At 45.2% G+C, this 21,316-nt stretch carries 16 protein-coding genes and 1 pseudogene; 11 read left to right on the forward strand and 6 right to left on the reverse strand.

The genetic code is table 11. The features are described 5' to 3' along the window. Both JC606_RS18340 and JC606_RS18345 read left to right on the forward strand, forming a co-directional pair. Positions 1-147 (forward strand): annotated as a pseudogene (locus tag JC606_RS18340) (IS5-like element ISVa1 family transposase); the annotation flags it as partial. A 400-nt stretch (positions 148-547) separates the two neighbouring features. Further along, complete coding sequence (locus tag JC606_RS18345) at positions 548-1,255, forward strand: DUF445 family protein (RefSeq protein WP_137407942.1); 708 nt, start codon at positions 548-550, stop codon at positions 1,253-1,255. A gap of 112 nt (positions 1,256-1,367) precedes the next feature. On the opposite strand, the gene JC606_RS18350 is transcribed toward JC606_RS18345, so the two are convergent. Then, the gene (locus JC606_RS18350; RefSeq protein ID WP_004736894.1) at positions 1,368-1,856 is read right to left on the reverse strand and encodes an Lrp/AsnC family transcriptional regulator; all 489 of its coding nucleotides are present in this window, start codon (positions 1,854-1,856) and stop codon (positions 1,368-1,370) included. 278 nt (positions 1,857-2,134) lie between these two features. Between JC606_RS18350 and JC606_RS18355 the strand changes: the two genes are divergently transcribed. Further along, the gene (locus JC606_RS18355) at positions 2,135-2,305 is read left to right on the forward strand and encodes a hypothetical protein (RefSeq protein ID WP_008218011.1); all 171 of its coding nucleotides are present in this window, start codon (positions 2,135-2,137) and stop codon (positions 2,303-2,305) included. A 707-nt stretch (positions 2,306-3,012) separates the two neighbouring features. Next, on the forward strand, positions 3,013-3,534 hold the full coding sequence (locus JC606_RS18360; RefSeq protein ID WP_198779132.1) for a MerR family transcriptional regulator: 522 nt from the start codon (positions 3,013-3,015) through the stop codon (positions 3,532-3,534). 71 nt (positions 3,535-3,605) lie between these two features. Here JC606_RS18360 and putP read toward each other — a convergent pair whose 3' ends face one another. The 4 genes from putP to JC606_RS18380 all read right to left on the reverse strand — a co-directional run bounded on the left by putP (position 3,606) and on the right by JC606_RS18380 (position 10,139). Beyond that, complete coding sequence (putP, locus tag JC606_RS18365; RefSeq protein ID WP_032498305.1) at positions 3,606-5,096, reverse strand: sodium/proline symporter PutP; 1,491 nt, start codon at positions 5,094-5,096, stop codon at positions 3,606-3,608. 183 nt (positions 5,097-5,279) lie between these two features. Next, a complete protein-coding gene (locus JC606_RS18370; RefSeq protein ID WP_137407945.1) occupies positions 5,280-5,984 on the reverse strand; it encodes a 1-pyrroline-5-carboxylate dehydrogenase in 705 nt (234 codons plus the stop codon). An 11-nt stretch (positions 5,985-5,995) separates the two neighbouring features. Continuing rightward, positions 5,996-9,133: a bifunctional proline dehydrogenase/L-glutamate gamma-semialdehyde dehydrogenase PutA gene (gene putA / locus JC606_RS18375; protein ID WP_136985332.1), complete on the reverse strand. Its 3,138-nt coding sequence runs from the start codon at positions 9,131-9,133 to the stop codon at positions 5,996-5,998. A gap of 181 nt (positions 9,134-9,314) precedes the next feature. Further along, complete coding sequence (locus tag JC606_RS18380; RefSeq protein WP_017071242.1) at positions 9,315-10,139, reverse strand: helix-turn-helix domain-containing protein; 825 nt, start codon at positions 10,137-10,139, stop codon at positions 9,315-9,317. Positions 10,140-10,621: 482 nt separating this feature from the next. Here JC606_RS18380 and JC606_RS18385 point away from each other — a divergent pair, with 482 nt between their 5' ends. From JC606_RS18385 to JC606_RS18395, 3 genes are all read left to right on the forward strand, one after another. Next, a complete protein-coding gene (locus JC606_RS18385) occupies positions 10,622-11,725 on the forward strand; it encodes a PEGA domain-containing protein (protein WP_061031929.1) in 1,104 nt (367 codons plus the stop codon). 185 nt (positions 11,726-11,910) lie between these two features. Continuing rightward, on the forward strand, positions 11,911-13,743 hold the full coding sequence (locus JC606_RS18390) for a formylglycine-generating enzyme family protein (protein ID WP_102424648.1): 1,833 nt from the start codon (positions 11,911-11,913) through the stop codon (positions 13,741-13,743). Positions 13,744-14,118: 375 nt separating this feature from the next. Continuing rightward, positions 14,119-14,901 (forward strand): helix-turn-helix transcriptional regulator, encoded by a 783-nt coding sequence (locus tag JC606_RS18395; RefSeq protein WP_102424647.1) that lies wholly within the window; start codon positions 14,119-14,121, stop codon positions 14,899-14,901. Positions 14,902-15,028: 127 nt separating this feature from the next. Here JC606_RS18395 and pdxH read toward each other — a convergent pair whose 3' ends face one another. Beyond that, a complete protein-coding gene (pdxH, locus tag JC606_RS18400) occupies positions 15,029-15,664 on the reverse strand; it encodes a pyridoxamine 5'-phosphate oxidase (protein ID WP_102424646.1) in 636 nt (211 codons plus the stop codon). A 167-nt stretch (positions 15,665-15,831) separates the two neighbouring features. Here pdxH and JC606_RS18405 point away from each other — a divergent pair, with 167 nt between their 5' ends. The 4 genes from JC606_RS18405 to JC606_RS18420 all read left to right on the forward strand — a co-directional run bounded on the left by JC606_RS18405 (position 15,832) and on the right by JC606_RS18420 (position 21,311). Beyond that, entirely contained in the window at positions 15,832-17,712 is a 1,881-nt protein-coding gene (locus JC606_RS18405) for a sensor histidine kinase (RefSeq protein WP_198779133.1), read from the forward strand. Between the two features lie 53 nt (positions 17,713-17,765). Continuing rightward, positions 17,766-19,079, forward strand: coding sequence for a sigma-54-dependent transcriptional regulator (locus JC606_RS18410; protein ID WP_198779138.1), 1,314 nt, complete (start codon positions 17,766-17,768; stop codon positions 19,077-19,079). A 112-nt stretch (positions 19,080-19,191) separates the two neighbouring features. After that, on the forward strand, positions 19,192-20,583 hold the full coding sequence (locus JC606_RS18415) for an HlyD family type I secretion periplasmic adaptor subunit (protein ID WP_137407951.1): 1,392 nt from the start codon (positions 19,192-19,194) through the stop codon (positions 20,581-20,583). 59 nt (positions 20,584-20,642) lie between these two features. Next, entirely contained in the window at positions 20,643-21,311 is a 669-nt protein-coding gene (locus JC606_RS18420) for a transglutaminase-like cysteine peptidase (protein WP_061031924.1), read from the forward strand. Positions 21,312-21,316 lie beyond the last annotated feature (5 nt).

The following is a 21,316-nucleotide window of genomic DNA, read 5'->3' on the forward strand; positions in this document are numbered from 1 at the left end:
ATATCTGAGACTGCAATGTCTCGATATAAAGGACTAACAAGCGGTAAATTGAGCTTGAGATGTTACAACGCTCAAGTTGGTGAAATCATGGCGAATGTTAAAGCCATAAACAAAGTCATAGGACTAGGTATGCCCGTAAGAAACTAACGGTAAGTTATACATGGCGTCGTTGATCTTCTGCTTGATTTGATCAACAACGCCAGTGTAGAGAGTAAATTTCCGGTAAGATGACAACCGTCTCGATAGAACATTCTGCAACTACTTATGCTATTTTAAAAGTGCGGCGTATTTCACATCAATTTGCTAAATAGCGGCAAATTACACATGGCAGAATGTTATGTCGTAATTATATAATGACTTTAACAAACCAAGACGGCTTCGCTTGCACGTTCTGGAATAAGGCTAGACTTCGGGGGGAGGCTAGCCTTTCTTATGTCCGTAGTTCAGCGATCTTTGCCACCTGTTCCATCAACTTCATCGATCCTTTTGTTTTTTTCTTGGCGTTTTTTTCTTAAAATGCGCGCAATATTCTTTCTAGAGATCAACCATGAACAAAAGTGTCTTAACTAACGTTATCGCGTTAGCACTGCTTGCTGGCGGCTATGCGACAACAAATCAATACCTACTTTACGCGGGACTATTCGCCTTTTCTGGTGCCATCACCAACTGGCTTGCGATTCACATGTTGTTCGAGAAAGTACCCGGCTTATACGGCTCTGGCGTTATTCCAGCGCGATTTGAAGAGTTCAAAGCAGCCATCAAACAACTGATGATGGAGCAATTCTTTACTGAGCGTAACATCGACCGCTTCCTAAGCAGCGAAATGAGCGGTGGCCAATCACTGAACCTAGAGCCTGTGATTAAGAAAATCGATTTCAACCCTGCATTCGATTCGCTGGTTAACGTTATCGAAAACTCACAGTTTGGCGGCATGCTAGCAATGTTTGGTGGTACGGAAGCATTAGAGCCAATGAAAGCGCCATTTGTTGAGAAGATGCAAGAATCTGTCATCGAAATCAGCAAGAGTGATTCAGTGAAGAATGCCATCAAGGAAGAACTGGAATCACCAGCAATTATGGATGAAATCAAAGAGAACATCGAAGCCATCATCGACCAGCGTTTGAATGAACTGACACCGAAACTGGTAAAAGAGATGGTTCAAACCATGATCAAGAAACACCTTGGCTGGCTTGTCGTGTGGGGTGGTGTATTCGGTGGTGTGATTGGTCTTATTTCAGCGGCGATTACACTGTAAATCGTCTATAACCATACTTATCTGATTGCTCCTTTCTGGCAGTCAAAAAAAATGGAAGCTCATTGGCTTCCATTTTTTATATCTATCAAAACTGGCTCAAGTTAGAAGCGCGCTAAGTTAAAGTCGCTAACAGCTCAGGGTTCACACCAAAGCCCTTTTTATGCTCTTCAATCACCACTTCACTGCGCGTCTGAATCACACCAGGCAAGGTCCCTAACTTGGTGGCCATAAACGCTTGGTATGCCTTCATGTCTTTCACTCGAACCTTGATCATGGTGTCAAAGTCTCCCGACAACGAATAACACTCTTCCACCTCAGGCATCATTTCCACAGCTTGGGCAAATTTATCAAAGATTGAAAAGCTGGTTTGGTCGAGACGAATATGGATAAAGACTTGAACATCGAGCCCCAACTTCTCGGAACACAGCTCTGCGTGGTAACCCGTGATGTAACCCTCTTTTTCTAATCGCTTCAATCTATCAGAACAAGGAGAAGTCGTTAGGTTAACCTGCTTGGCCAGCTCAACCACAGGCAAGCGCCCCTTCATGTGCAGAATTCTTAGTATCTCTTTATCGATACGATCAAGCTGATGCTGAGACATAACATTCCTTAAACATTCTAAATTCGGCTCAGTATATTCCATACCTAGAGCGATCGAAGAAAACCCCGCTCACACATTTAAAAACTAAACGCACAAGTCGCATTCACACCAAATATAAATTCATACAAATGGATAACAATCGTTACAAATCAAACCCTGGTTATTAACAAATTATTATAGAAATGACCCGATAAACAAATAAGTTGAGCCAGAAACGAAAGAAAGGATATATGGCAAAGTGAATAATAGAATTATCAAAGAGAAAGGATGACTCTATTATGAAAACACAAGAACTCGCATATAAACCCTACGGTATCGGCTCATGGACACACGTAACCGTGTCAAAAGATGTGGCTCAAGCACTCGCTAATGAATACTCAAACTACGGATGGGAAGTAAAAATTGATGGTAACGCCATTAGCAGCGAGATCGCGCTTAAAGCGGCTTAAATGACAAAAACCTCCCAAACGGAGGTTTTTTTGATATCGGTTAGTAAGCACTTACCATCAGCTAAGCTAAGCCAACTTGAGGAACTGAGCTTCCCGTTTCACAACGACAATTGCATGTACGACAAAAGTGCTGCGTTTCCATATCGTAATATAAGTTGCCACTAAATAGCTTTGAGGTCCATTGCAACACACGGCCAGAGGCTGTCTCGGGCTCTGATTCACAACGTTTCATTATAGACTTATGTAGTGTTGTTTTTTTACATCCTTTGCAATAGAGATCAGGCATACCTTTGTCCTATAGGTCTTTAGTGGTTACTGACAATTGACACATCATGTCCAATTCGGTTCCACAATTCATCGAGCTAATAACAAAAGTGAGCGCCAAGTTCAAAAAATCGCCACTTTTCTGTTTCATTTTTTGACATCACACGCCATTGAGTAAGTTGATCTTTCCCTTCTCACACAAGATCCAACCGCTTCGATTTACATTGTAAAACCCCACCAACCGTTCGATCACGCCTGATTCCACCCCGATCTTAAGTACGACAAACGTCGCACCTCACTAACAAAATACCGATATCATAGGCTGCTCAAATTGCCGAATCAAAACCCATCACCTATACACCTTTATACGACGCGATTAGAATACTTGGCTATCAATTAAACATGCCTGTTTAATTCACGCGCTCGCAACCAATGAGGTAGAAATGCTCACCGTTACTCAAATTGCCAAGGCCTACAACATATCTCGTACCACCATTCTCTACTACGAGCGTGCCGGGCTGCTGCTTCCTCACAGTCGCTCCGATAATGGCTATCGTTGGTATGGCAAAAAAGAGCAAGCTCGGTTAGAGAGTATTATCTCTTACCGATCGTTTGGTTTGTCTATACAGGAGATAAGCGCCCTGCTTGATCGCACAGACGATATGAAACAAGAGCAGACACTAGTGAATCAGTTCAACGCCTTGGAAAAGGAAATTCAGAGCCTGCGTCAACAGCAGAAGGCGATCGTGGTGTTACTTGAGCAACCTGAGTTGCTAGAGCAGAAGATGCTGACAAAAGAGCGCTGGGTACGGGTGATGGAGAATGCTGGGTTTGACGAAAAGGATATGAAGAACTGGCACAAGCAGTTTGAAAAGATGGAGCCTACCGCTCACCAAGAGTTTTTGGAGTCATTGAATATCGATGAGCAAGAAGTCGCGAGCATTAGAGAGTGGTCAAAAAAATAGAGCCACCGAAGTGACTCTATTGTTCTTAATTAATATCTTTTTCTAATTCATTTGTATTTTTACAATGTAAATTAGTCTAGCTCAACGAGGTTCTTCTCGAACTCAGCGTGTTGCTTCTTAACTTCGTCTTCTGGCTCGCCAGTGATTAGGCTCACGATAACGATAGAGATAGTTGATAAGATGATTCCCGGTACGATTTCGTAAACATCGAACCAACCGCCCGTGAACTGTTTCCAAAGTACGATAGTCACACCACCAACCACGATACCCGCTAGAGCACCGTTGCGGTTCATACGAGACCAGTAAAGGCTCATCACGATAGCTGGACCAAATGCCGCACCAAAACCAGCCCAAGCGTAAGACACAAGGCCAAGTACAGAGCTGTCTGGCGTCATCGCTAGGAATAGCGCGATAAGAGAAATAATGATTACTGCAAAGCGACCCACACGAACGATCTCTTCAGATGTCGCATCTTTCTTAAGTACTTGCTTGTAAAGGTCTTCTGCCATTGCAGATGAAGATACAAGAAGTTGTGAATCCGCAGTACTCATGATTGCCGCAAGGATAGCAGCTAGTAGGATACCAGCGATTACTGGGTGGAACATCGCGTTAACAAGAAGCATGAAGATCTTCTCACCATCGTCTAGCTTAGGCGCACCAGAGTTAGTCACGTAAATAAGACCAACCAGACCCACTAGCATTGCACCAACCATAGACAGAGCTGTCCATACCACCGCGATACGACGCGCTGTTGCTAGGTCTTTATTAGTACGTGTTGCTTTAAAACGAGCAAGGATGTGCGGCTGACCGAAGTAACCAAGACCCCAAGCCGCTAGCGAGATGATCGCGATAGCAGATAGCGGTTCACCTTTCGCATCATTCCATAGCGTTAGCAGCTCTGGGTTGATGTTGTGAAGATCAGTCGATAGCTGACCAAGACCACCGTTCATCGCTGCGATTGGTACAATCAATAGCGCAGCAGACATCAGTAGACCTTGAACCAAATCCGTCCAAGATACCGCAAGGAAACCACCAAATAGCGTGTAAGAAACCACACATACTGTACCGATGATTACCGCTGTTGTGTAATCTAGACCGAATACCGTTTCAAACAATTTACCACCCGCTACCAAGCCAGAACTTGTGTAGAAAAGGAAGAATAAAAGGATAAAGAAAGCAGAAATTGTTTGGATCAGCTTCGAATTATCATTGAAACGACGAGATAGGAACTCAGGTAGCGTCAGTGACTCTGTTGTAATGCTGTAAGTACGCAGACGCTTAGCACTGATTAACCAGTTCGCCCAAGTACCAACTAGCAGGCCACCAGCAAGCCAGAATGCTTCAAAGCCAGCAGCGTATGCGTAACCCGGTAGACCAAGTAGTAGCCAACCACTCATGTCTGATGCACCAGCAGAAAGTGCAGCAGGCCATGGGCCTAGCGAACGACCACCAAGGAAGTAGTCTGTCGAGCTAGAAGTACGTTTGTAAGCAATAACACCGATTGCCAGCATCATAATTAGATACGCAATGAACGTCGTCGTTATTGCAAAACTGTTTTCTATCATTTGATAGTCCTCATTTGTAAAAAGCCTTCCATGCCTAATTCAATGCAAGACACTCACCGTAAAGGCAAGCGAGTGCATTGAGTTAGGTATTGAGGCTCCAAGGCACTATGAGTTAAATCCAAAGATGGTGAAACCAACAATGGAGAAAACAAAAGTGCTTAGAGCCAATGTTACTGAAGGTTAGTGAGCTTCGCTTCCAAGTTCGAGCAAGGTCGCGTTACCGCCCACGGCTGTTATATTTATAGTTCGCGTACGCTCGGTAATGAAACGCAGCGATAGGTGTGGATCGTGAGCAACATGCATTGCTGTCAGATCCGTTTCAGCTACTAAACTGACGATGGCACCGTCACGCTTAGCAAGTTGTAAATTGATAGCTTGAGCCGTTTGTGAGTTACCTACGTAACCTGCGCTACGTACATCGCAAGACAGCAGCTGTTGAGCCGCGTCGTACGAAGCAACCTGCACCAAGTTCGTCGGTAAATTCGCTTGTTTCGCTGCATCAGCGATCAAGGTGTTGAATTGCACGTCATCACTGCACAATTGCACGCTGTTACCCGCTAATAGTGCTGCGGTAATCATCGCGGTTGCTGTTTGCAGTGCTGGCTCTTTGTCTTGGCAATCATCAACAATCACCAAAGCCACACCGCGTCCTGCAGCATACAGCTCGTTTGTTTCACCAGTCGGGCCAGCCATTAGGTGCTGCTCAGAAAGCAGCGTAGAGGCCTGCTCTAGGTGATAAGTTGCCACTACCGCCAAAGACGTAGATTGGCTTTCGATCTCTGATTTGAATGCAAGTACCTGAGCACTCTTATGATCAAAATCGGTAAGATTCCATTGTTCCCACGCCAAGAAAGCATCAGAAAAACCTGTCACTTGATGAACCATGATACCGCTCCTTATGCCTTGTCTTGTGATTGAGAGAAATGAACATCAGTAAAGCGGTATAGGTAGTGAGGACCACCCGCTTTAGGGCCAGTACCAGACAAGCCTTGACCACCAAATGGTTGCACACCAACAACAGCGCCGACCTGGTCACGGTTGATGTAACAGTTACCCACACGAACGTGTTTTTCGATCCAACGGTAAGTTGTCTCGTTACGGCTGTGGATACCCATAGTTAAGCCAAAACCGGTTTGGTTAATTTGGTCTACCACTTGCGCCAGTTCACTCGCTTTGAAGCGAACGATATGCAGTACAGGACCAAACTGCTCTTCTTTCAAACAGCTAATGTCATCGATTTCAAATGCACTTGGTGGAACAAAGTCACCATGTTCACAATCCGCTCCTAGAGAAAGTTGAGCTACTTTCTTCTGGGTCTTGGTCATGTTTTCTAGGTGCGTCATCAACTTCTGCTTCGCGTTTTGGTCAATAACTGGGCCCACATCCGTTTTATGAAGATGTGGAATACCAACGCTTAGCTCATCCATCGCACCGTGAATTAGTCCAATCACGCGATCTGCAATGTCTTCTTGAATGTAAAGCACACGTAGCGCAGAACAACGTTGACCTGCTGAAGCAAAGGCAGAACGAATAACATCACGAACCACTTGTTCAGGCAGTGCAGTACTGTCGACAATCATCGCGTTCTGACCACCGGTTTCCGCAATAAACGGCACAGGCTTAGCGTTGCGGCTTGCCAATGACACGTTGATGCGTTGTGCAGTTGGGGTTGACCCCGTGAAGGCAACGCCTGCAATCGCATCGTGGCTAGTTAGCGCACTGCCGATCTCTGCACCACGACCAGGTAGAAGTTGAATCGTGCCAGCAGGGAAGCCCGCTTCATTCATCAGTTCAACCGCGCGAGCCGCAATCAAGCTAGTTTGCTCTGCAGGTTTCGCCACAACCGTGTTACCCGCCACTAGTGCAGCTGTAATTTGGCCAAGGAAGATCGCCAATGGGAAGTTCCAAGGGCTGATACAAACGAACACACCACGACCTTGTCGCGAAGCGATTCGAGTTAGACCATCAAAGCCTTTAAGCTCAAAACCTTGCAGGTTGTTCGCTTGTTTTGCGTAGTAACGACAGAAGTCGACCGCTTCACGTACTTCATCAATGCTGTCGTGAATTGTCTTACCCGCTTCTTGATGACAAATTGCCACCAGCTCAGCCAGGTTCTCTTCCATCAGATCAGCTAGCTTCTCAAGCGCTGCGGCTTTGGTTTCAACCGATGTCGCATTCCAATCAGCAAATGCGGCGTCTGCACCACTTATCGCTGCGGAAACATGATCAAGGTTTGCAAAAGCCACCTGACCCACGTTAATACGACGATCGTAAGGTGCTGTTACTTGTTCAACATTCTGATCAGCCTTGATCATGCTTTCGGCAAGAGATTCGCCGTTGATCACAGGTCCAGCAGTCCATTGATTGTTCAAAAAGCCTTTTACTTGCTCTTCAAACTGATGCGCTTCGCTCTCGATATCAATGTTCACACCGTATGAGTTCTTACGCTCAGGGAATACCGCTGGCGGCAGAGGAATCTTAGTGTTGTTCAATGTATCGAATGCCAAAAGCATGTCGACTGGATGCTGTGTTAGCTCTGCCACAGGGCAACGAGCATCAACCAAACGGTGTACAAACGAGCTGTTTGCACCATTCTCTAACAGGCGACGTACTAGGTATGGCAGTAGATCTTTATGGCTACCAACTGGCGCGTAAATACGTACCGACTGTTGGTAAGCTTCCATTGCATGGTTGTAAAGTGAATCACCCATGCCGTGTAAGCGTTGGAATTCAAAGTCTTTATGGTCTGTCATCACTGCAATAGCAGAAACCGTATGAGCATTGTGGCTCGCAAACTGCGGGAAGATATTGCCACGAACACTTGGGCTCAATAGATAACGCGCACACGCTAGGTAAGCTACATCAGTCGCTTCTTTGCGAGTGTAAACAGGGTAGTTATCGAAACCAGCTTGTTGTGACCATTTGATCTCACTATCCCAGTAAGCACCTTTAACTAGGCGAAGTGGGATTAAGTCACCCTGCTCTTTTGCTAGGCGGTTTAGCCAAACTAGAACTGGTAACGCACGCTTTGAATACGCTTGAATAACCAGACCAAACTTGCCCCAGCCTTTCACTAGCTCGCTGCGATACAGTTTTTCGAATAACTTAAGCGAAAGCTCTAGGCGATCCGCTTCTTCTGCATCAATCGTGATCGCAACATCAAGCTCAATCGCACGGCGCAGTAACTGCTCTAGCGTATCGCATAGCTCAGTCAGTACGCGGTCTTCGTTCGCCACTTCGTAACGAGGATGAAGTGCAGAAAGCTTGATAGACACAGATGGCGCTGGGCTAGATTTTGAAGAGACATAAGTGTCTCGACCTACGGCTTCAATCGCCATTAGGTAATCTTTAAAGTACTTATTTGCGTCAGCTGTAGTCAGTGCCGCTTCACCTAGCATGTCGTAAGAGTAGGTAAAGCCTTTGTCGCGCATCGACTTACCGTTCTTTTGCGCTTCAGCAATGCTGCGGCCAAGAACAAATTGGTGACCCATCACTTTCATCGCTTGGTGCATCGCTTTACGAATCACTGGCTCAGAAAGCTTGTTCACTAAACGGTTAACCGCTTGTCCAGCACTCTGCTCATTCGATGAAAGTCCAACCACCTTGCCTGTTAGCATTAAGCCCCAAGTCGAAGCGTTAACAAAAACCGAATCAGAATTCTTTAGGTGAGACTTCCAATCCGCAACGCTTAGCTTGTCGCGAATCAGTGCATCAGCCGTTGCTGAATCAGGAATACGCATCAAGGCTTCCGCCAGACACATCAGCAAGATGCCCTCTTGAGTATCTAAGCTGTATTCAAGCAACAGCGCATCGATCATCTGGATAGAAGTCTTATCCGCACGGATAGCTTCGATCAAAGAAGTCGTTTTGTCTGTGATTTGCTGCTTTTCAGACTCAGAAGGGGTAGCTAGTGGCAGAAGTTGCTCTAGCCATTGGGTTTCATCCACCATATATAATGGTGAGATAAGCGACCATAGATCATCAAGCGACTGCTCGTTGAATTCTGGCTTTAACACATCAGTAGCTGTAAACATGCGTTTTCCTTAATCTCACACCCGGAATTAGCCCGGGATCTCTACAATGGCTGCAGTGTATTTAGAGTATATAAGGAATACTTGTCAAAAACTCCGAGTTTTTTGCTAAAAACTCGCTTTATTAACAAAACAAACACAATGTCACATATGAAACTTTAATATAATATGCCGTTTCGTTTCACTATTTAACAGAAATTTGCTTTTTGTATTGAGATGGTGACATGCCTTGAAGGCGTGAAAATGTGTGGGTAAAAGAGGATTGACCGGAGAATCCAGCAAGTTCTGCGACCTGACCAAGGCTTAAATTCCCTTGTTCAATAAGACGTCGAGCACGGTCGATTCGCTTACCTAGTACATACTGGTGAGGAGTAATGCCCATTTGCTCTTTAAACAACATATGGAATTGGCTTTCGCCTAAGAACACGCTACCTGCAAGTTGCGCGACTGAAATCTTACTTGCTAAATGTTGCTCGATGTAACGATCAAGCGCTTCAAGATCGAAGCGCGAATCCTTCACTGACGTTTCAAATGCCGAGATGTGCCTTTGCATTAAGGCGATCACCGTGTCATTGCAGGCTCGGCTTAACAACAGATCATCAGGACTCGCCTGCATCTCTTGTACCAGCATATGAATAAGCTTTTGAATTTGCGCATCTAATTGGAAATAGACGTTCGAAGACTCGAGCTGATTAATCTTCTCTAGCATCAGCGGGTCGTCGTCACTCGGCACGGGCATGTTAAGCACCAAAATGTCGGACTGACCGACCACACCACCGAAAGCATGATCAGAGCTCGCTGTCACCACACAACCTTGTCCTGGGCCAACAAGATTCCCCTTACCACTCACTTCAAATTCCGCCTGACCTTTTAAACCAATCACCACCTGAGAGTAATGGTGATCGTGGCAATCCATATGCGATGGCAAAGTGATAATCTCAGCAGGACGAGGGCCAGTAAGGCCTAGCGGAGAAAGGTCTAGGTTAGGAAAGGGTAAAGGTTTAGACATGACAGAAAAATACTCGGGTCAACATAGTAAGAATAATACTCTTAAATGCGCATAAGATGAATTTGTAAATGCTCATGACAGTTATTTGCTCGCGAGAATGAAAAGATCATTATCGCGATCATCTTGATCATGCCTCCGGAAGGATGATCAAGAGTGTACAAACTACGGCTTATGTAAAATCAATATTTTCGGTGCTTTTTTATAAATCTCAACCTCACGATTCACTCAACCAAGATGACTCATAAATGAGAAATTAATCATCAGAGCATCACTAAAACATTTGCTTATATAGCTCAAACAATTCGCATAAAACTTATAAAAAGTGTATCCAAAGTACCGAAACGCGGCATTTGAGTAGATTGAAATACAATAAAACGGTATAAAGACGGATACTGTGTTAATTGCTAATAACTAGTGACTCACAACTAGGAAGCAGACACATTATCAATGAGCCAATTTCAATCTATAAGTTGCAGGGACCTATGACTAACTTTCGAATTTCAGCGCTTTTACTTGCGCTATCCCCACTTTGGGTATCTGCATCGGTATCAGCTGAAGAACTGAATCAAGTCGATCCCGTTTCAGCCATCGATGCAAAAATAACAGAGAAAAACTCAGATATTGAGCGTATTTCAGCAACCAAAGTATCGGCGACTGAGAACCTAAAACAACTACAAAACACAAACAGTAAGTTGTTGCGCGAAGGTGAAGAACTTAAGGCAAAACGTAACAGAGCCAAGTCTGTACTAGACAAACAGTACAGTCGTCTACTTGAAGACCCAGAAACGGACCTGGTCTCTTTTCAAAAAAGCTACCAAGATGCATGGGCTGCAGTTAAAGAAAATCAATCGGCTCAGCTAGACAATCAACAAGCGATGAATGAGGGTGAGATTCACCTTTCTCAGATCAAACAGAAGCAAGCTCGAATGAACAATGAGCTGGCAAGCCTGAGAGAGTCAAAAGTTGAAGCTCGCGTAAAACGTATCGCAACAGAACTGCGTGAAAGTGCAGTTTTGGAAACCAGCTACACCACCACATGTGAATCCACAATGACCCTTGGTGAGTGTACAGCTCAGGGTAAATACCTAACGAACCAAAAAGCGGTGCAAACGTTCAAGAGCCAGTTACTTGAGCAGCTCACAGAAAGCACTCTGGCGAAGCAGAACTTGCAAGGCGTTCAGCTGAACATCCACGTTCAGGACAGCCAGCCAATCAAGAGCGGTTTCTCTGGCAACAACTCTTACTTCATGCAGATGCAAGCTCAACTGCAAGCAAAACCTGAAGCGGTTGCCGCATGTAACCTATTGAACGTTTCAACACGCTACTGTTTAACTGGCAGCGATGCGGCTGCAGTTAAAAAGAGCGACAAGAAATGGGCAAACGTAACTGTGCGTTCTGACCAATACAACGACTCTGTGACCATCAACGGCATTAAGTATGGCAGCACACCTCTTGAGGTCGCGCTACCAAGTGGTCGTCATCAAGTAACTATCTCTAAACAAGGTTACGAGTCATACAACCGCACAGTTACCATCAACGGCAGCGACACTATCTGGGTTAAGCTTCTTCCTAGCAAAGAAAGCTAATTCCCTCAGTAGAAGATCGCTATACCGATTTCACAAAGCTGAATGAACACGCGCCATTTTGTTGATAGTTATAAACTGTTGATCGTTATAAACTTATACGGTCATGATAAACAATAACTGCAGACGAAATGGCGTTATCGTTTAGAATAGTCGATTAACCTAAATTACGATTGAAGTAGCCCATCATGCGCCAAGGTTTTCCCACTCTATTATTTGCACTTGCTCCCTGCTTAATGACACCTGCTGTTTTCGCTGAAGCAACACCACCAGCAATCACGGCCGCCTCTGTTACTGATCTTGAAAGTTCGCTTTTCGAAAAGCACGCCGAGTTAACGGCTATCGAAACGAAAGTCGCGGACAAACAAAATCAAGTCGATAACCAAGCACAGCAAACGGCACGTCTTGCTAAACTCTCTGTAGAAGCAGAACAAAAACTTGCAGCGGCCAAAGCAAGCCTAGAGCAAGATTATACGCGCATGATTGATGAGCCAGACTTCGATATCTCGACGGCTCAAAATCACTTCCAAGACGCATGGAAAACCGTGAAAGAAGGCAAACTTGCGGTTTCTGACTCAGAGCAGAAGCAGCAAGGTTTGGCTATGGAACTGGAAGCTATCCAAGCCGAGAAAAGAGCGACAGAAACAGCCATCGCGCAGCTAGAGCAAGACAAGCTAAGAGCAAGAGCCGATCGACTCAGAAACGAGATCACCCAAACACAAGAGCAGACGGTCAGCTTTACCAACCGCTGCAGCAGCGACATGACATTGGCGCAATGTTCTGATCAAACGGTAACACTAGCGCTTCAAAAAGCAGTAAAACAGTTCCAACATAGCCTCGTTGATAACACGACAGAATCGAAAACTGTCAAACAACACTTGGCATCGACATCACTGAATATCCACGTGCTACAACACAAGGTGACTTCCTCTGGTTTCTCAGAAGATAACCGATACAGAGCTGTGATTGCTGCGAATCTAGAAACTCGCCCGGATAAGAACACACCTTGCCGCCTACTTGGTATTCAATCGTATAACTGTTTCACGCAAACCGATCAACAAGCCAACGACCAACAAAAAGAGGTCGCTTGGGTCAACTTAGTGGTTCGCTCAAATCAGTACAACGACAAAGTGTTAATCAACGGCGTTAACTACGGCAGCACCCCTGTTGAAATCATGTTACCAACCGGCCCACACATGGTGACGATCGAGAAAGAAGGTTACCTTTCTTTCCACCAAGAGCTAAAAATAACTCGCGATCACAACCTAAGAGCGGTATTACAAGCCAAACAAAACACGTTAAACGTCGGTACCAAGTTTGCGGACCCGATGGAAGATAATACTCAGAGCCCTGAAATGATTGTGGTCGGCTCTGGTCGCTACCTGCTGGGTGAGAACAGTGCCAAGCAAGTGACAATAAAACAGCCATTTGCATTAGCCGCGACCCCGACACGTGTGCAAGATTTTAGAGCGTTCGTTAAGAGTACTGGCTATCAGACAGATGCTGAGCTAATGAACACCTGCGACACCTTCGCTAATGCCGAGATTACTTCAGTCTCCGACAATGACTGGCAAAAACCGGGCTTCAAGCAAGCTGACAACTCACCAGTAGTTTGTGTCAGTCAGAATGATGCGATAGCCTACACTCGTTGGTTATCTGAGAGCACTGGCTTCACGTATCGCCTTCCTACACCACAAGAGTGGGAGGCCGCAGCAAGAGCAGGTCAAGACACCAACTTCTGGTGGGGTAACGAATTCCGCACAGGTAAAGCGAATACAGGCTGGGCTGGTACACCTTGGTCAAACGTCAGTACGTCTCCTGTTAAATCATTCATGCCAACACCAACAGGCTTCTACGACATGGTCGGCAATGTATGGGAGTGGACAACCGTTCAAAAAGGCCTAGCCAAAGGTGGCGCGTGGAGCTTCTCTCCTGAAGAGGCCAAAGCATTTAACGAGCTATACGTTGCGCCTTCAACAGCAGCCAACTACCTCGGCTTTAGAGTGTTACGAGAGCTGTAAGCTCTCGATAGCTCACCCAGACTTTAAAATATTTACTCTAGGCTCTCATTTATCGCATTGAATCGTGTTTATAGGGGAATTCCCCCCTTATGTATAGGTACGCCTAGGAGTAAATTCGTCGATAGAGTAGTAAGTCACTCTGGGTATCTAACTGATGCCTCAGCTTAATTTACCTGACCCTCGTAAATTAAGCTGAAAATCTTCTACATGTCGACAAGGCATAACTTGTCTTTGGCCAGCCCCTCTTCAGGCTGGCTTTTTTTTGCCTATTGAACACGCAGTTCGCCGACCTATCATCCGTGAATCACGCAGTTATTCAGCACTTTGATTAACGAAAACTCACCCAGCCTTTTCTACACGTACTCCAACCTGTAATTGCCATTGCAGCGCAATAGTAAACTGATATCATTGCAACATCGCAATACACGAGAGAAAACTTTGCCAGAATCACTAAACCCCATACATCGTTCTTTATTCGAACAACTTCCAGGCTGCTGGGGCTGTAAAGATACTGACTCTGTTTTCGTATACGCAAACCTCGCTTACAACAAATTGATCGGTTTGAAGCCGGGCGAGAGTTGTACCGGCTTGACGGACTTCGATATGCCGAGCCAAACCATCGAATGCGCACAAGACTTTAGAGCGCAAGACAAGCATGTAATGGAAACGCGCTCGACGCTTAAAATCCTTGATATTCACCCCTACCCCGATGGACGCTGGCACGCCCATATCTTCACCAAAACGCCTTGGCTTGATGACAACGATAACGTACAAGGCACCATCTTCTATGGGCAAGAACTCACAGACACAGCGATTTTAGAAGTGGGTCACTGGGTGTGTCAGGCAACTTGCGCCAAAGACAATCAAGCATCAATCGCAGGCTCAACTCCGCGAGTGTCTAAACTGCAAAAGAAACTGACCTCACGTGAATCAGAAGTCCTATTTTTACTGCTTTTCGGTAAGAAGCCTCAATACATTGCATTGACGTTGAACATCTCAATCAAGACGGTCGAGGGGCATGTCGCTAGACTAAAGCAAAAGTTCGATGCACGTAGTAAGAGTCAGTTAATCGAGTATGCATTGGATTCAGGATTAGGCTCTGTGATTCCTGAAACCTTACTTAAGAAACAGATCTCAGTGGTTCTACACAGCGACTGATTAACGACTCCTAGCGCCCATAAAGATAAAAAGACAGACAAAAAAATACCGTTGATGTGGATGAACACAAGATCAACGGTATCTTCCTAATTTTACTGTCTTTACTGCTGAGTCCAGCAGACTCAAACTATGGCGCTAGGCGATCAATGTCCCAGCTGTTGTCTTGGCGTGAGAACAAGAAGCGATCATGCAGGCGGTGCTCACCACCTTGCCAAAATTCAATGCTATCGACGCGCACTCGGAAGCCACCCCAGAAAGAAGGAACCGGAATCTCGCCTTTCGCAAACTTCTGTTTAAGCTCTAGATACTTGCCTTCTAAGATGCCACGTGCAGAGATACGGCTACTTTGCTTACTTGCGATAGCTGCCAATTGGCTCTCTTTTGGACGAGACGAGAAGTACTTCATGTTTTCCATCGCCGTCAGCTTTTCAGCCGTACCAGTAATATGAACTTGTCGCTCTAACGGATGCCAAGGGAAGTGCAAACTGATCTTGCTGTTGTGCTCAAGTTGCTGCGCTTTGCGGCTACCTAGGTTGGTGTAAAAAACGAAACCATCTTTATCAACATTCTTCAGCAAAACAATACGTTGGAATGGCTGTCCATTTTCATCAACCGTCGCCACTGTCATTGCCGTCGGATCCATCAACTTAGCTTCAATCGCTTGCTCTAACCAAAGGTTAAATTGGTCAATTGGGTCTGTGGCTAAGTCTTTACGTCTCAATCCACCCTGAGCGTATTCACGACGAATGTCTGTCAGTTCCATTTGGTTGCTCCTTTTAATTTTTTTGTGATTCTGCGCCGTAATCCTTTGAAACACAAGTCTAAGCCTTGGTTTTGTCTCATTGAAGGTGCTCTGTGTTAACGAGATCTCGGTACGCTAACCGTCATATTGATAGTCTATATGTAAACTGATTGTAACTTGAGTTTCTCGTGTCTAAAAAACTGTCTAACCTGATCACGCCTTTTATATTTTTCTCATTGATACTGGGAACGGCAGGGCTAACTGCTACTCACTTTTTGGCAGGTCAATACCAAGAGCAAGTTGTCACACAACAACTCAATGAAGCGGCGAACAAAGCCAACCTCCAGATCGATTCTGAATTGGATAAGTTCAAACAAATACCTGACTTGCTCAGCCACGACCCGCGCTTGCTGTCTTACTTCGATGAGTCGCCACAGGCGGATAACATCTCCACAGCTGAACTCAACACCTTGTTATTCGAGTGGTCGGGGCAAAGCCAAGCCGATACCATCTATATCCACGATCCGAGCGGCACAGTGGTTGCGTCAAGTAACTATCGAAAGCCTCGAACTTTCGTTGGCGAAAACTTCGCGTTTCGCCCCTACTTTGCCTCTGCAATAAAAGGCCATAAAACCCAATATGTCGCACTCGGCGCTCGCTCTGATGTGCGAGGCTATTTCTTATCTTCACCACTTTATATCGACGATGACATCGTAGGCGTCATCACGGTGAAAGTAAGCTTAGAAAACCTAGAAAACATTCTAACTAGCGACGAATTTGAGATTGTGGTGCTTGATTCCAACCAAGTGGTATTTCTCTCTAGTCAGACACCTTGGCTTTATCACTCATTGCTACCATTAACGGATCAACAGCAGCAAGATATCGCAGCGCAACGCCAATACGGTCAAAACAAAATTTCGATCATTGATGCGTTTAACTCTTCGAGCCAAACAACCGATGCAAGCAAAGCGCTTACTGCAAACCAGTTATTTAAACTTGGAAATTTTAACCTTTACCCTGCCGCTACCAGTGACAACCAGTACCAAGTTGTGGCTATCAAGGACACAAGATCCGAACTGCTCAAGGTGCTGCAGCTCGACGTTATCTTCATTGTGATTTACAGCTTAGTCATGCTGATTGCTTGGTCGTGGCGCCAAACCTACCTCGCGAAAGTAGCACTTACTGAACTCAATCAGAACCTAGAGCAAACCGTAGATAAGCGAACTCAATATCTGAAGCAATCCAATCAACAACTTCAACAGACACTCTTTCAATATCAAGAGTCTCAAGTGAAGTTAAAACAGACAGAGAAAGAGCTAACGCAAACCGCTAAGTTAGCCGTACTGGGTGAGCTGTCAGCCAGTATTAATCATGAAATTAATCAACCACTTGCTGCGCTTAGAACCTATAGCGAAAACAGCGTCAAGCTGCTTGAGATGGGACGTTCAGACTTAGTAAAAAGTAATCTGGATAAAATGATCGTGCTAAACACCTCGATTACCGAGATCATTGCACGCCTTAAGGTATTTACGCGCAAGGTAACCAAGCAAGAACATCATGTAGCGAACCTACATCAAGCGATCAACAATGCCACCAGCATTCTCAGCGCGCTGATGCTCAAACAAGGCATCACCCTAAGGTTAAGTACCGTGCCAGATGACATTAACATCGCGATTCACCCAACCGAACTTGAGCAAGTGTTGGTTAATCTGATGCACAATGCGACACAAGCGCTTTCGCAACAAGCCACACAACAAGTAGCACTTCAAAACGACTTGGAAACTCAAGAAGGGAAGCAACCGACCATTCCTCAAATTGGCGTAGAGTGGCAGCTTAATAATGATGCCTGCCAACTGATCATTTGGGATAACGGGATTGGTATCGCCAGCGATAAACTGGAACATTTGTTCGACCCGTTTTTTACCACTAAGCCTGAAGGATTAGGGCTCGGGCTTTCGATATCGAAGCGAATCATTGAAGCCTATCACGGCACGATCAGCGCAAGCCAGCTCGAGCCTTCAGGCATGGTATTCTCTCTGAATATTCCACTGTACCAAGACAAATGCTAAATGATTGTTATTAATAGCTTTATTCAATATTAAGGACTCAACACTTGCACTCTATGCCTAAACTCTACTTTGTCGATGATGAACCCGCGATTCGTGACTCGGTAGAACAAGCCATGCTCATTGAAGGTATCGACATTGTCTGCTTTCCTAATGCGATCGAGGCTCTCAAGCAGATTAATATCACGCAAGCAGGCATTGTGATCACTGACATTCACATGCCAGTGATGGATGGTATTCAATTTACACAGAAACTATTGAGTCAAAATCCGAATTTTCAAATCATCGTACTGACTGGACACGGTGATGTGCAAACCGCCGTTTCAGCGATGAAGTCCGGTGCTTATGATTTTCTAGAAAAACCATTTGTGGTTGATGCCCTGCTTACCGCAGTAAGAAAAGCAGCAGATAAGCTCGCCTTGGTTGAAGAAAACAACCTACTTAGAAAAGAGCTCGCGATGCAAAATCAGGTTGGCCCTAAGCTGATTGGTCAGTCTCAATCAATGCAGACATTGCGCCGCGAATTGATCACCTTAGATTGCAAACAGAACCCGCTATTACTGTTTGTTGGTGATATAGGAACAGGCAAACGCATCACTGCGCAGTACACCCACGATTTACACAGCCAACCAACAGCGGAGCTTTGTCCGATTGCTGCATTTAATTTACCGCGCAATGACGAATCGACATTTCACCAATTCGTGCTTCAATTATTTCAAAAGCATCAAGGTGGAACGCTCTATATTCATGAAACAGAAGCATTAACTTCACAACAATGGCAGTGGTTAGCGGCTCTAAAACCGACTCTACTTCGTGAAAACTCATGCAAGACCTATGCAACTTGCATCATTATCGCAACTACAGTAGTACCGACTACAATTACAAATGAGCTGCGTCGATTTAATCTATTACCGTTAGCACAAAGAACGGAAGATATCGGGTCTTTGTTCAAACACTTTGCTCGAGGTGCAGCAAGTCGTTATCAGTTGCCTCCGCCGGTAATCACAGAAAAAGAGATTCAACGCTTGATAGCCACTCACTGGGGCGAAAACATTCGCCAGCTTCGTCAACATGCCGAGCTGCGCGTGCTAACTCAGGTGAAGCAACCAGGACTCGACAATCAAGAGTCAAATCAAGCAGACAATCCAGAACAAGCGGATTACGGTTCGCTAGACGTCAATATTGAAGAACAACAACAGTCATTAAGCCAACGTACCGACAGCTTTGAACAAATCCTCTTGATAGAAGCACTGCATCGCTATCAAGGGCGCTTAAAAGACGTACAACAAGAGCTGCAAGTGTCGAGGAAAACCCTCTATGACAAGCTAAGAAAGCACCAACTCGACAAAACAGATTTCAAAAACAGATAAGAGTTAAAAAATATATAAATTCAAATATTTAAAGGAGCAATTTCTTAACATTTATCAAAAGTAAGAATACACTCAATAGGCTTGCACTTTTATTCAGCAAACAAGGACTGTTATGAGCCAGAAGAATTTCAGCAAATTGAACGAAACCGAACTTGAGTACGTCGACGATAAAACCGCGGCACTACTACTCAATACGCCGACCAGTGCGCGTATCATGTTGTGGATGATCGTTCTGTTCTTTATTGCTGCTATTGGGTGGTCCGCTTGGGCGGAGATCGACAAGGTTACTGTCGGGCAGGGCAAAGTGATCCCCTCTTCCCAGATCCAAGTTGTGCAAAACCTTGAAGGTGGCTTAGTTAAAGAGATCTTAGTTAAAGAAGGTCAACAGGTTCAAAAAGGCCAACAACTGCTATTGATCGATGACACTCGATTCCGCTCTGACTTCCGTGAACGTGAACAGCAAGTTGCCAACTTAACTGCCAATGTATTGATGCTTTCCGCCTCGTTAACCAGCGTAGTAATCAATGAAGACTTTAACGAAAAAGAGTGGAAGAAAAGTGTCACTCTCGATTATGGAAAACTCGCTTTCCCACCTAAGTTCTACGAGGTTCAACCTGAGCTGGTTAATCGTCAAAAAGCAGAATACCGCCAAGATTTAAACAACCTTAAAAACCAACTTTCCGTTTTTGATCAACAAGTTGAACAGAAACAACAAGACCTTGTCGAGATCAAAGCGCGTGTGCGAAACCTAAAGCAGAGTTACCAATTTGCTCGCCAAGAACTGGACATCACCAAACCGCTTGCCGACGAAGGCGTGGTACCAAGAATTGAATTGCTTAAGCTGCAACGACAAGTCAACGATACTCGCCGAGAAATGACCTCAAGTGAGCTTAAAATCCCTCTGCTACGCTCTGCAATCAAAGAAGCTATGCTCAGCCGTATCGATGCGGCGCTCAACTTCCGCTCTGAACAGCAAGAAAAGCTCAACCAAGCACAAGATAAACTCTCGGCACTGACTGAATCTGCGGTTGGCCTCGAAGACAGAGTAAACCGTACAGTTGTCGTTTCTCCAGTAACCGGCACCGTTAAAACGTTAGGTATCAATACAGTGGGTGGTGTAATCCAGCCAGGTATGGACATCGTTGAGATTGTACCGACCGAAGACTCCTTGCTGGTTGAAGCAAAAATTGCCCCACAAGACATCGCATTCCTGCGCCCAGAACTGACCGCCATTGTTAAGTTCAGTGCTTATGATTTCACTAAATATGGTGGCTTAGAAGGCGTGTTGGAACACATCAGCGCCGATACGACACAAGATGAAGAAGGCAACAGCTTTTACATCGTGCGTGTACGTACCGAGAAACATAATTTTGGACAAAACGAAGAGCTGCCAATCATTCCAGGTATGACAGCCTCGGTCGATATCATCACGGGTAAAAGAACCGTACTTGAGTACATGTTAAAACCTATCCTCAGTGCACAAAACAACGCACTGAAAGAGTAAGGACGTTTGATGGTTAACAATGCCTTTCAATACATAGTGAACCAACAAGAGCTGAGGCTATGAAGTCTCGAATATCGCTGTTACTGCTCGTCCTCACCTCTTTTACTTCTGTCGCTCTCAATAAGAACGACCAAAGGTGGATCGATGCGGTCACGCAGACCTACGGCGAGAGAGCCGGAAAACGCGTGGCAACCTGGCGTTCAAATATGACGTCATACGATGGTTTAAGCGAAAAAGAAAAGCTCACGTCAGTTAATCAGTTCTTCAATCAGATGTACTTTGTCGACGACAGCATTCTGTGGGGAAAAAACGACTACTGGGCGACCCCGCTGGAATTTTTAGGCAGTAACGCAGGCGACTGTGAAGACTTCACCATTGCCAAATACTTCTCTCTGCTTGAACTAGGCGTTCCAGATAAGAAATTGCGATTAGTGTACGTAAAAGCACTGGAGCTAAACCAATTCCACATGGTGTTGGCTTACTACTCCACACCGAGTGCAGAACCACTAATTTTGGATAACTTAAACCCTGAGATAAAGCGCGGTTCTAAGCGCCCTGACCTACGACCAATTTACAGTTTCAACGGTAAAAACCTTTGGTTAATCAAGTCGGCAGCAGGCAGCGGCAAGCTAGCAGGGAAATCTTCAAGATTGAGCTTATGGAACGACTTACGTTCCCGTGAGCGCTCTCTAAAATTAAACAAACCCATTATCAATTACGATGAGTAGGTACA

Source organism: Vibrio sp. IB15, from assembly GCF_016406055.1.
Lineage (GTDB): Bacteria > Pseudomonadota > Gammaproteobacteria > Enterobacterales > Vibrionaceae > Vibrio > Vibrio chagasii.

Excerpts from the sequence above, each read along its gene's own strand:
- JC606_RS18345 (WP_137407942.1), top strand. The coding sequence starts at position 548 with ATGAACAAAAGTGTCTTAACTAACGTTATCGCGTTAGCACTGCTTGCT.
- JC606_RS18350 (WP_004736894.1), bottom strand. The coding sequence starts at position 1,856 with ATGTCTCAGCATCAGCTTGATCGTATCGATAAAGAGATACTAAGAATT.
- JC606_RS18355 (WP_008218011.1), top strand. The coding sequence starts at position 2,135 with ATGAAAACACAAGAACTCGCATATAAACCCTACGGTATCGGCTCATGG.
- JC606_RS18360 (WP_198779132.1), top strand. The coding sequence starts at position 3,013 with ATGCTCACCGTTACTCAAATTGCCAAGGCCTACAACATATCTCGTACC.
- JC606_RS18370 (WP_137407945.1), bottom strand. The coding sequence starts at position 5,984 with ATGGTTCATCAAGTGACAGGTTTTTCTGATGCTTTCTTGGCGTGGGAA.
- putA (WP_136985332.1), bottom strand. The coding sequence starts at position 9,133 with ATGTTTACAGCTACTGATGTGTTAAAGCCAGAATTCAACGAGCAGTCG.
- JC606_RS18380 (WP_017071242.1), bottom strand. The coding sequence starts at position 10,139 with ATGTCTAAACCTTTACCCTTTCCTAACCTAGACCTTTCTCCGCTAGGC.
- JC606_RS18385 (WP_061031929.1), top strand. The coding sequence starts at position 10,622 with ATGACTAACTTTCGAATTTCAGCGCTTTTACTTGCGCTATCCCCACTT.
- JC606_RS18390 (WP_102424648.1), top strand. The coding sequence starts at position 11,911 with ATGCGCCAAGGTTTTCCCACTCTATTATTTGCACTTGCTCCCTGCTTA.
- pdxH (WP_102424646.1), bottom strand. The coding sequence starts at position 15,664 with ATGGAACTGACAGACATTCGTCGTGAATACGCTCAGGGTGGATTGAGA.
- JC606_RS18410 (WP_198779138.1), top strand. The coding sequence starts at position 17,766 with ATGCCTAAACTCTACTTTGTCGATGATGAACCCGCGATTCGTGACTCG.
- JC606_RS18415 (WP_137407951.1), top strand. The coding sequence starts at position 19,192 with ATGAGCCAGAAGAATTTCAGCAAATTGAACGAAACCGAACTTGAGTAC.
- JC606_RS18420 (WP_061031924.1), top strand. The coding sequence starts at position 20,643 with ATGAAGTCTCGAATATCGCTGTTACTGCTCGTCCTCACCTCTTTTACT.